We start from the raw sequence: 10,812 nt of genomic DNA, 5'->3' as shown, positions 1-10,812 counted from the left end.
CTGGCGCTGCCGGCGGCTGCCGCCACGCGCGCGTGGCTGGATCGCGACAACGTCGGCGCCGGCGAAGGCGTAACCCTCAACATCGAGACCGACCAGGCGGCGGCCACGCCGGACTACGCGCCGCTGCGCGCGGATTTCGCGCTCAGCAACGAGGTCAAGAGCCGGCAGATGCAGATCGTCAACGGCGCGGTCTCGTCGAAGTCCTTGTTCGGCGTGATGCTGACGCCGCGCAGCACCGGCACGCTGGAGATTCCGTCGCTGCAGGTCGGCAACGAACGCACCGCGCCCTTGCGGCTGGAGGTGGCCGCGGCCAGCGCCGCGGTGCCGGCCACCGCCAATGCCGACGTGCCCGCGCAGGTGGGCAACGCCGACGTCTTCGTGCAGACCGTCGTCGACGACGCGCGGCCCTACGTGCAGCAGAGCGTGGGCGTGGTGGTGCGGCTGTATCTCGGTGTGCCGCTGAGCTCGGGCGAACTGGACCTGGACGCGCCGGCCGGCGCGTCGCTGCAGCGCGTCGGCGACGACATCCAGAACCGCCGTCAGATCGACGGGCGCATGTACACGGTGGTCGAGCGGCACTACCTGCTGGTGCCCGAGCGCAGCGGCTCGCTGCTGTTGCCGGGCGCGCGTTTCAGCGGCCGCGGCCCCACCGGCTTCTTCGACGACTACTTCGGCCGCGGCGGCGAACTCAATGCGCGCGGTACCGCGCAGACCTTGCAGGTGCGCGCGCAGCCGGCCAATGCGCCGCAGCCGTGGCTGCCGCTGCACGAACTGCGCCTGCGCTACACCGCCACGCCGCAGCGTGCCAAGGCCGGCGAGGCTGCCGACATCGTGGTCGAGGCCACGGCACGCGGCGCGACCCAGGCGCAGTTCCCCGAACTGCCCACGCCCAGTGTCGATGGCGCGCAGGTGTTCGCCGAGCCGCCGCAGGTACAGGAACGCTTCGTCGACGGCGGGCCGCAAGTGACCGTCACCCGCCGTTACTCGATCGTGCCGCAGGCGGCCGGCCCGTTACTGGTGCGTGGCCTGCGCATGCCCTGGTGGGACGTCGGCGCCGGCGCTGCGCGCGAGGCCAGCCTGCCGGATCTGACCCTGCAGGTGCAGCCCGGACAGGGCGTGCCCGCGCCGGCCCCCGCCCCGGTCACCCCCGCGGCGCCGACGCTGAGCGTGGTTCCCGCTGACACCGCGGTGGCGCCGACGCATACCCTGCGCGGGTGGCTCGCGTCGTCGCCGCTGTGGATGGCGCTTGCCGCGGGCTTCGCGGTGCTGTGGCTGGCGACCCTGGTCTGGGCCTGGCGCCGCTTGCGCCGTGCACGCGGCGTTGCAGCGCTGCCGGGCTCGGCAGCCAACGCTGCGCCGGGTGCGACATCGGCACCCGCGACGGCGCGCGCCGCATTGCCGGAATTGCGCAAGGCCCTGGACAGCGGCGGTCTGGACGAGGTCGCGGCGATCCTGTGCGCGCAGGCCGGCGTCGCCGACCTGGATACGGTGGTGCAGCGTCTGGACGATCCGGCGCAGCGCGACGCCGTGCTGCGCATGCAGCACGCTCGCTGGGGCGGTGGCGGCGATGTGACCGGGGCGCGCGCCGCGATGCGCGCGGCGTTCGCGTCGGGGCCGCGCTGGCGCGTCGCCTCGCGCGGCGCGGCGGAAGACGATCTGCCGCCGTTGTACCCGACCCGCAAGGCTTGAGCGGGGGGCGTGCAGCCAGGCTCGATCTTGCGATTGCGGGATCGTGACTCGCCAGTCTTGGGTAGCGCCATCCGACGTTGCAGGTGAGACGCGGCAAGCCGATGCGCTCATCGCGCAACCTGTGCCATCGTGTGATGGTCGATGTCTGCTTATGGTTTGTTAAGCTGAGCGCTCCTTTTCGCAAGGCGTACTCATGACCGACACCCCCGTGAAGGCCGAAACCGGCATGCCGTTGCACTGGAAAATGGCGATCGGCTTCGTCCTTGGGCTGGTGCTGGGGCTGGCGGTGCACATGAGCGTAGGCGGCGATGCGGCCTGGGTGCAGGCGCTGACCAAGTACCTCACCACGCCGTTTTCCAAACTGTTCCTCAACCTGATCTTCATGCTGATCGTCCCGCTGCTGTTTTCGGCGCTGGTGATGGGCATTTCGGAGATGGGCGACATCCGTGCGCTTGGCCGGATCGGCTGGAAGACGCTGGGCTACACGGTGGTGCTGTCGGGTGTGGCGGTGCTGCTGGGTCTGGTGCTGGTGAACGTGCTCAAGCCGGGCATCGGCGTGGATCGCGAGCTGGCGCAGCAACTGCTGCAGCAGAACGTGGAGCGCACCGCGCAGATCGTCGACCAGAGCAGGCACCAGCCGCACGGCATGGACATGCTGCTGTCGATCGTGCCCGACAACGTGGTCGAAGCCGCGTCCAGCAATGGCGCGATCCTGTCGCTGATGTTCTTCGCGGTGATGTTCGGCGTGGGCATGGTGCTCAGCGAAGACGCCAAGGTGGCGACGCTGCGCCGCGGCATCGAGGGCGTGTTCGAGATCTCGATGACCCTGATCGGGCTGGTGATCCGCCTGGCGCCGTATGCGGTGGCCTGCTTCATGTTCAACCTGGCGGCATTTTTCGGCTTCGAGCTGCTGGTGCGGCTGGGCGCCTACGTGGGCGTGGTGGTGCTGGCGCTGGGCCTGCACATGGTGGTGAGCTACGGCGTGGCGGTGCGCCTGGCCGGGCGCTCGCCGCTGTGGTTCTTCCGCGCCACCCGCGAGGCGACGGTGATGGCGTTTTCCACCGCGTCCAGCAACGCCACGCTGCCGACCGCGCTGCGCGTGGCCGACCAGATGGGGCTGCCGCACAAGGTCTCGCGCTTCGTGCTCACCGTCGGCGCCACCGCCAACCAGAACGGCACCGCGCTGTTCGAGGGCGTGACGGTGATCTTCCTGGCGCAGTTCTTCGGCGTGGAGCTGAGCATCGCGCAGCAGTGCATGGTGATGCTGGTCTGTATTCTCGGCGGCATCGGCACCGCCGGCGTCCCGTCCGGCTCGCTGCCGGTGGTGGCGCTGATCTGCGCGATGGTCGGGGTGGACCCGGTCGGCATCGGCATGATCCTGGGCGTCAACCATTTCCTGGACATGTGCCGTACCGCACTGAACGTGACCGGCGACCTGGCCCTGACCACAATGGTGGCCAAGGGGGAGGACGGCCGGGATTAGGGAGTCGGGATTGGGGATTCGTAGAGGCGGCAGCGTCGCGGCCTGACGGGCCACGCGTTGGACCGGCCGAAGCCGCTCCTGCGCCATCTCGGGCGTCCAGCCGGTGACGCTACCAATCCCCAATCCCCAATCCCCAATCCCCAATCCCCGCCTGTGGGACAATAGTGGGCCCGACGCCACGCGCCCGCTTCCGACAGATCCCTCATGACGACGCCTACCCGCCGCGAACTCGCCAACGCGATCCGTTTCCTTGCCGCCGATGCGGTCGAGGCCGCCAATTCCGGCCATCCCGGCATGCCGATGGGCATGGCCGACATCGCCGAAGTGCTGTGGAACGACTTCCTCAGCCACAACCCGAACAATCCGCACTGGTTCAACCGCGACCGCTTCGTGCTGTCCAACGGCCACGGCTCGATGCTGCAGTACGCGCTGCTGCACCTGTCCGGCTACGACCTGCCGATCGAGGAGCTCAAGCGCTTCCGCCAGCTGCACAGCAAGACCGCCGGCCACCCGGAGCGCAGCGAGACCCCCGGGGTGGAGACCACCACCGGTCCGCTCGGCCAGGGTTTCGCCAACGCGGTCGGTTTCGCGCTGGCCGAGAAGTTGCTGGCGCAGCGCTACAACCGCCCCGAGCACCAGATCGTCGACCACCGTACCTGGGTGTTCATGGGCGACGGCTGCATGATGGAAGGCGTGTCCCACGAAGCCGCCTCGCTGGCCGGCACCTGGGGCCTGGGCAAGCTGGTGGCGTTCTGGGACAACAACCATATCTCCATCGACGGCAACACCGCCGGCTGGTTCAGCGACGACACCCCGGCCCGGTTCGAGGCCTACGGTTGGCATGTGATCCGTGATGTCGACGGCCAGGATGCCGATGCGGTCAAGGCCGCGATCGAGGCGGCGATCGCCGAGAGCGAGAAGCCGACCCTGCTGTGCTGCCGCACCACCATCGGCTTCGGTGCGCCGACCAAGGCCGGCAAGGAATCCTCGCATGGCGCCGCGCTGGGCAAGGAAGAGCTGGAAGGCGCGCGCAAGGCGCTGAACTGGCCGTACGCGCCGTTCGAGATCCCGCAGGCGATCTACGACGGCTGGCGCGCCGGTGGTGCCGGCACGCTGCGCCAGGCCGAGTGGGAGCAGGCCTTCGACAAGTACGCCAAGCAGTACCCGGCCGAAGCCGCGGAACTGACCCGCCGCTCGCATGGCGAGCTGCCGGAAGACTTCCTCGCCCAGGCCGACGCTTACATCGCCAAGCAGGCCGCCGAAGGCCAGACCATCGCCTCGCGCAAGGCCTCGCAGATGGCGATCGAGGCGTTCGCGCCGCTGCTGCCGGAACTGGTCGGCGGGTCGGCCGACCTGGCGCATTCCAACCTGACCCTGTGGAAGGCCAGCAAGTCGGTCGCTAGCGACGACCCGAACGCCAACTACGTGTACTACGGCGTGCGCGAGTTCGGCATGACCGCCATCGCCAACGGTCTGGCGCTGCATGGCGGCTTCATTCCGTTCGACGCCACCTTCCTGGTGTTCAGCGACTATGCGCGCAACGGCGTGCGCATGAGCGCGCTGATCCCGGCGCATGCGATCCACGTCTACACCCACGACTCGATCGGCCTGGGCGAGGACGGCCCGACCCATCAGCCGGTGGAGCATCTGGCGTCGCTGCGCTACATCCCCAACAACGACGTGTGGCGCCCCTGCGACACGGTGGAGTCGGCGGTGAGCTGGAAGGCCGCGATCACCCGCAAGGACGGCCCGAGCTGCCTGGTGTTCAGCCGCCAGAACCTGCCGTTCCAGGCTCGCACTGAGGCGCAGATCAAGCTGATCGAGCGCGGCGGTTACGTGCTGGCCGATGCCGAGGGCGGCACGCCCGACGTGATCCTGATCGGCACCGGTTCGGAGGTGGGCCTGGCGGTGGAAGCCAAGCAGGCGCTGGATGCCGCGGGCCTGAAGACCCGCGTGGTGTCGATGCCCTGCACCGACGTGTTCGATCGCCAGGACGCCGCCTACCGCGAGTCGGTGCTGCCGTCGGCGGTGCGCAAGCGTGTGGCGGTGGAAGCGGGCGTTACCGCGTTCTGGCGCGCCTACGTGGGCCTGGACGGCGCCGTGGTGGGCATCGACAGCTTCGGCGCCTCGGCGCCGGCGAACGTGCTGTACAAGCACTTCCAGATCACCGCCGAACACGTGGTGGCGGCGGCGAAGGCGCTGTAAACCGAGAGCCACGATAGGGGACGAAAAAGGCCGGCGCATGCCGGCCTTTTTCTTGCCTGTGTGGGTGTGTCGGATGAGGAAAGGGACGCTTCTACGACCACGCAATCGGCGCGATGCGCATCGGTGATGCGATCAACCGCGCTTGCGCGGCTTGCTGCGCGGCGTCGCAGGCTTGCCGGCGGCGCTGCCGGATTTCTGCGGCGTCGCCAGTGCGCCCGCCTCCTGCAGTTGCTGCAGCCAGGACAGTGCATCGACGAAGGACAGGAAGTGCTGCAGGTAGCCGGGCGAGAGCGTGCGCATCAGCGCCAATGCGCGATGCACCAGCACGCCGGAGTTGAGCGGGCCGGCGTCGGCGGGGGCCGGTTGCAGCGACTGCCGCAATTGGCTGCGGCTGCGCAGTTCTGTCCACAGCCGGCGCGCGTCTTCGACCGCGGGCAGTTGCGGTGCGGTAAGTCGCGCCGCTGCGGTCGCTGCGGTGGGCAAGGGCGATGGTGCGGGGAGTTCTGTGTCGATGGCATCGGTCGCCGTGGGGGCTTCGTCGTTGGCCTCCAGGTTGGCGCCGTGGTCGTTGCCGGCGCGGATCGCAACCGCCGCGGCGCGGAACTGCGCCAGCAAGGCGCCGAGCGGGCCGGGTTGCATCGCTCGCACTGCGGCCTCGGCATCGCCAGCGCTTTGCGGCGCCGCGTCCAGTGCCGCGGCGTACGCGTCGAGCAACGCGGACAGTTTCTGCTCCAGCAGTTCGCGCGCCTTGCCCTGCTGCGCCTCGGTGCGGCGCGCCAGCGCTTCGAGGAAGCGGAAGCGCAGCGGGTCCAGCCGCTCGGCATGCTCAGCACGCCAGGCGGCGAGGCGATCGGTGGCGGCGATCCGATCAGGGCGCATGCGGCGTCGCGGCGCTCTTGCGCATGCGCGGCAGCGGCGCCATCTCCACGCGGCGGTTGCTGGCGCGTCCGGCCTCGTCCACGTTCGGCGCCACCGGCTGCTGCGCGCCGAAGGCGGCGGCGAAGACCGCATCGGCGGGGACGCCAGCCTCGATCAGCGCGCGGGTCACGGTCAATGCGCGCTCGGCCGACAGTTCCCAGTTGTCGGCGAATTGGCGATTGCTCTCGCGCACCTGGCGATCGTCGGTGAAGCCGCTGACCATCAGGATCTCGTCGCGCGCCTTGAGGTAGCCGGCCAGCGGCGCGGCCAGGCTCTTCAGCAGGTCGCGGCCCTCCGGCTGCAACTGGTCGGAGTTCAGTGCGAACAGCACGTTGCCGCGGATGCCGATGCGGCCGTCGACCAGGGTCACCCGGCCGGCCGCCAGCGGCGCGGCCAGCGCCTGTTCCAGGGTCTTGCGCTGCTGCGCTTCACGCTGGCGCTGGCGCATTTCCGCATCCAGCTTGTTCGACAGCTGCAACTGCACGCCGATCACCCCGATCAGGATCAGCACGAAGGCGCCGAGCAGCACCGACATCAGGTCGCCGAACACCGCCCAGACCGGTGCGCCGTTGTCGGCCTCGAGTTCCAGCTCGTCGCTCATGCCGCGTCGGCCTGGTCGGGCGCCTGGCGCGCGGCGAGCTGACGCAATTCCTCGGTGATCTGCTGCTGCGAGAGCATGCTCAGGTCGATCACCTCACGCGCCTGCGCCACGTAGTAGGCCAGTTGCTCGTCGCTGCGCGTCAGCGACTTGTCCAGCGCCTGCTCGATGCCCTGCAGGCGTTCCAGCAGGGCGGCGTTGGATTCGCCGAAGGCCTGCACCGCGCCGGAGAACGCGTCGCCCAGGCTGACCACCTCGGTGACGCCGGCGACGACCTGCGCGGCAGCGTCGTCGAGCTTGCCGGTCTGGGCGTCGATCTGGTCGGTGAAGCGGCTGCCGACGCGCTCCAGTAGATCGGCCGACGTCGCGACCAGGGCGTCCACCGCGCTGCGCTGTTCGGTGGAGGCGTGGTTGACCGCCTCCAGCAGGGTCTGCAGCGTGGCCAGCAGGCGATTGCGCTCGTCGAGCATGGCGGTGTCGCGGACCATGCTGTCGGAGAGCTTCTGGCGCAGTTCCGCGACCACGTCGGCCGCGGCCTTCGGCGCTTCCGAGGCCACCTGCACCAGCCGTTCGATCTCGGCGATGGTGTCGCGCGCCTGCGCCTGGCCCTGCTCGGACATCGCCGCCGCGGTTTCCTGCAGGGTGCTGCAGATCTCCTGCTGGCGCTGTGCGATGCGCTCGCCATGGTGCTCCCACTGTCCGCCGAGGGTCGCGGCCATGCTGGCGAAGCTGTCGGTCCAGGCACGCAGACGCGCCTGGTCGCGCGCTTCCAGTGCCTCCTGCAGGTCGGCATGGGCCTGCTGCAGCGTCTCGGCGAGGGCGGCGGCGCGCTGTTCCAGGCTGGCCGTGGCGGTGTCCAACGCCTGCGCGTTGCGCGTAGCCATGGCCTCGTTGACCTCGCGTTGCTGCGCCAGCGCCGCGCTCCACGCCTGTTGCACGGCCTCGACGGTGGCGTCCAGGCGGGTCGCCACGGTCTCCAGCGCCTGCGTCGTTTGCGTGGCGAGGGTGTCGTTGATTGCGCGCTGCCGTGCCAGCGCCGCGTCCCAGCCCTGCTGTGCGGTCTCGGCGGTGGCGTCCAGCCGCGTCGCCACGGTGTCCAGTGCCTGCGCGTTGCGTGCGAACAGGGCCGCGTTGGCCTCGCGCTGCTGTTCCAGCGCCGTGCTCCAGGCTTGCTGGGCAACTTCGGCGGTGGCATCCAGACGGCTGGCCACCGCGTCCAGTGCCTGTGCCTGGCGCGCGGCGAGGCCGTCGTTCGCCTCGCGTTGCTGCGCCATCGCCTCGCTCCAGGCCTGCCTGGCGTCGTCGCTGGCGGCTTGCAGGCGTGCTGCGGTTGCCTCCACCAAGCTGGTGGCGCGCTGTTCCAGGCCGTCGCCGGCGCGTTGCAGCGCGCTGCCGAGTTCCTGCAGCAGCGCGCCATTGACGCGTTGCTGCTCGGCCAGCGCGCTGTCCCAGCGCTGCGTTGCCTGTTCGGCGGCCTGGGCGAAGCCATTGGCCAGGCCGTCCAGCTGCTGCTGCACCGCCTGGCCGACGCTGTCCTGCAGCGCGGCGGTCTCGCGTGCCACGCCGTCGAGCGTGCGTTGCACCACCGGTTCCAGCGCGTCGCCGAACGCCCGCGCGTGCGCGGCCACGCCGGCCTGCAGGGCGTGTTCGACCGCGCCGGCCAGGCGCGTGTAGGCGGCCTCGGTGCGGCTGTGGAAGGCGTCCTGGCTGCTGGCCAGGCGTTCGCCGCTGACCGCGCTGTGCTGTTCCAGCGCCGCCATCATCGTCTGCATGCGCTCGATCAGGCCCGGCATCAGCGTGGCCTGGGTCTGCAGCAGCTTGAAGGCCTCGTTGCGCTGGTAGGCCAGCGAATGCGTGCGCAGCGCGGTCGCCGCGTGCAGGTCCAGGTGCTGCACCGCCTGCAGGCGCTCGCGCCGGCACAGTGCGGCGAGCAGGCCGAGCATCGCCGAGGCGGCGACGCCGGCGATGGAGGTGCCGAAGGCGAAGCCCAGGCCCTTCAGCGGCGCCGCCAGCGAGGCGCGGATGGCATTCAGATCGGTGGCGCTGTCCAGTGCCAGGCCGGTGCCGCGCAGCGTCGCCATCATGCCCAGGAAGGTGCCGAGCATGCCCAGCAGCACCAGCAGGCCGACCAGGTACGGGGTCAGCGCCGGCACCGGCAGGGCCGCGCGCTCGCCTTCGATGCGCAGGCGCACCGCGTTGCGCAGGCTCGGGTGCAGCCGTTGCAGCCAGCCGCCCAGGTCGTCGCGCGCGGACTCGGCCTCGCTCAGCGCGGTCTGCAATGTCGCCGTGGCCTGACGGTAGCGGTACAACTCGGCGATGCCGGCCAGGTAGCACAGGCCGATCAGCGCGGCGAAGCTGGCGCCCAGCGGGTTGGAGCCGAGATAGCCGACGCCGATCCAGCAGACCACGGCAAGGCCGGCGAGGAACAGGACGGAATGGAGCAGGGTCTTGGGCATGAGGATCGGATCAACGGCTGCGAAGCGCGGCGAGCAGCGCTTCGATGGGATGGAAACGGACGTCCAGCTCGGCGCGCAACACGCTGTGCAGGTCCTGGCGGAACAGGTCCAGCCAGGCCGTGTCGGCAGGCGCTGGCGGAACGTCGGTGAGGGATGGATCGGGGGCGGGCGTCGCCGCGGCGGCGCGCAGGCGCTGGAAATGCGCTTCCAGCAGGTTGGGCACCGTCGCCAGCAAGGTCTGCTCGCGCGGGCTGAGAGTCAGTTCCATCACCGCATCGACCTCGGCAAGCCGCGCCATCTCCGGCGAGAGCGGGACCAGGGCATCGCGCAGCAGGCCGCGCAGGCGCCCGGTCGCGGTCAGCATCGCGCGCTGCAGCGCCTGGTAGCGCTGGCGGAACGGCGCGTAGTCTATCGGTGCGTCGGGGTCGTGCTGGCGCTTGCCCACGGGCTTGCCGGTCTCCTTGGCGATGTCCAGGGCGATGCTCTCTTCCAGTGCAGCGCGCACGCGGCCGCATTCGGCCTCCAGGGCCGACGGTTCCGGCGCCTCGGGGGTGTCCTCGGCAGGCTCGGGCAGTTTGCCGTCCAGCGCCCGCGACACCGCCACCGCGCGGTTCCAGTCGATCCATTGGCCGAGCCGGTCGGCCAGCGCGGGGCTGGACGCGGGCATCGGCGCATCGCTCAGGCGCGCCAGCAGGCGAATGAAGGCCGGGCCCGGGACGGGCGCCCGTGGAGGGGCTTTCGCCATGTGAGTGGTCAAAAACCCGTAATTTTACACGCGAATGGCATCGGCTGCCCGGAGGCGGCCGATGCCGAACCGCGAGGGGACGCCAGCGACCTCAGCGCGCCTGGCGTTCGGTGCGAATGCGTTGCCTCATTTGCATTGCGGTTTGTTCATCTTGATGTCTTTCAGATCGGCAGCCGTATACAGCGCCGCGGGGCGGTTCGGGTCGTTCTGCATGTTCTGGTAGAGATTGGCCAGTGCCTGCAGATGGCCGTCTTCGCCGCTGCCGAAACGCTGCTGTTCCGAAGCCTTGGCGCCGTACAGGCCATTGCACAGCAGGGCTTTCCTGAAGATCTTCAGCACTTCAACGCGCGCGTAGTAGGTCTGCAGGCGCTGTGCGGCGTCTTGCGGTTGGTGATTGATCTTCGCGTAGTTGCTGTTGCAACGCGGACCGAGGTCCGTCGGATAGGCGGCGGCGATGCCCGCGCAACTGGCGACGGTGGCGGGCGGAGCGGCCAGCGCAGCAAAGGGTAGGAGTGTCGACAGTACGAGCAGAAGAGCGCGGAGCGATGGGCGCATGTTCATCGAAGGGAATCCTTGGTCGCAATGGGGATGGATGGTCGGCTTGCGCGCCATGCAGACATGGTCGTCGCGCAGCCACTGTCGCTGCGTGCCGATATGTGCGGGATCGGGAAATGTCCCTAGATGTGTAAACCCACCACGTTGTTCAGTGGAATTCGGG

At 69.8% G+C, this 10,812-nt stretch carries 8 protein-coding genes; 3 read left to right on the top strand and 5 right to left on the bottom strand.

All coding sequences use genetic code 11. The features are described from left to right. The 3 genes from D183_RS0115840 (at position 1) to tkt (ending at position 5,377) form a co-directional block, all read left to right on the top strand. A complete protein-coding gene (locus tag D183_RS0115840) occupies positions 1 to 1,689 on the top strand; it encodes a BatD family protein (protein WP_081613367.1) in 1,689 nt (562 codons plus the stop codon). Between the two features lie 193 nt (positions 1,690 to 1,882). After that, positions 1,883 to 3,172: a dicarboxylate/amino acid:cation symporter gene (locus D183_RS0115835; RefSeq protein WP_017909863.1), complete on the top strand. Its 1,290-nt coding sequence runs from the start codon at positions 1,883 to 1,885 to the stop codon at positions 3,170 to 3,172. A gap of 204 nt (positions 3,173 to 3,376) precedes the next feature. Next, positions 3,377 to 5,377, top strand: coding sequence for a transketolase (gene tkt / locus D183_RS0115830; protein WP_017909862.1), 2,001 nt, complete (start codon positions 3,377 to 3,379; stop codon positions 5,375 to 5,377). A 132-nt stretch (positions 5,378 to 5,509) separates the two neighbouring features. Here the strand turns inward: tkt and D183_RS0115825 are convergent, their stop codons facing one another. The 5 genes from D183_RS0115825 to D183_RS0115805 form a co-directional block, all read right to left on the bottom strand. Next, positions 5,510 to 6,256 (bottom strand): DUF2894 domain-containing protein, encoded by a 747-nt coding sequence (locus D183_RS0115825; RefSeq protein WP_017909861.1) that lies wholly within the window; start codon positions 6,254 to 6,256, stop codon positions 5,510 to 5,512. Continuing rightward, on the bottom strand, positions 6,246 to 6,896 hold the full coding sequence (locus D183_RS0115820; protein WP_017909860.1) for an OmpA family protein: 651 nt from the start codon (positions 6,894 to 6,896) through the stop codon (positions 6,246 to 6,248). Before D183_RS0115820 ends, D183_RS0115825 begins: the two co-directional genes overlap by 11 nt. Then, positions 6,893 to 9,349 carry a DUF802 domain-containing protein gene (locus D183_RS0115815; RefSeq protein ID WP_017909859.1) on the bottom strand — a complete coding sequence of 819 codons (2,457 nt, stop codon included), beginning with the start codon at positions 9,347 to 9,349 and terminating at the stop codon, positions 6,893 to 6,895. The genes D183_RS0115820 and D183_RS0115815 overlap by 4 nt, the downstream gene beginning before the upstream one ends. A 10-nt stretch (positions 9,350 to 9,359) precedes the next feature. Then, positions 9,360 to 10,094, bottom strand: a complete 735-nt coding sequence (locus D183_RS0115810) for a DUF3348 domain-containing protein (protein WP_039728057.1) — start codon at positions 10,092 to 10,094, stop codon at positions 9,360 to 9,362. A gap of 126 nt (positions 10,095 to 10,220) precedes the next feature. Then, on the bottom strand, positions 10,221 to 10,812 hold a 592-nt coding region (locus D183_RS0115805; RefSeq protein WP_232757290.1), incomplete at its 5' end, for a hypothetical protein.

Origin of the sequence: Xanthomonas sp. SHU 199 (assembly GCF_000364665.1) — a bacterium.
In the GTDB taxonomy this organism is placed as follows: domain Bacteria; phylum Pseudomonadota; class Gammaproteobacteria; order Xanthomonadales; family Xanthomonadaceae; genus Xanthomonas_A; species Xanthomonas_A sontii.
Note: the sequence above shows the minus strand (reverse complement) of the source record. Positions and strands in the feature narration are given on the sequence as shown.

Bases quoted from the DNA above. Each gene is read 5' to 3' on its own strand.
- D183_RS0115835 (WP_017909863.1), top strand. From the start codon at position 1,883: ATGACCGACACCCCCGTGAAGGCCGAAACCGGCATGCCGTTGCACTGG.
- tkt (WP_017909862.1), top strand. From the start codon at position 3,377: ATGACGACGCCTACCCGCCGCGAACTCGCCAACGCGATCCGTTTCCTT.
- D183_RS0115825 (WP_017909861.1), bottom strand. From the start codon at position 6,256: ATGCGCCCTGATCGGATCGCCGCCACCGATCGCCTCGCCGCCTGGCGT.
- D183_RS0115820 (WP_017909860.1), bottom strand. From the start codon at position 6,896: ATGAGCGACGAGCTGGAACTCGAGGCCGACAACGGCGCACCGGTCTGG.
- D183_RS0115815 (WP_017909859.1), bottom strand. From the start codon at position 9,349: ATGCCCAAGACCCTGCTCCATTCCGTCCTGTTCCTCGCCGGCCTTGCC.
- D183_RS0115810 (WP_039728057.1), bottom strand. From the start codon at position 10,094: ATGGCGAAAGCCCCTCCACGGGCGCCCGTCCCGGGCCCGGCCTTCATT.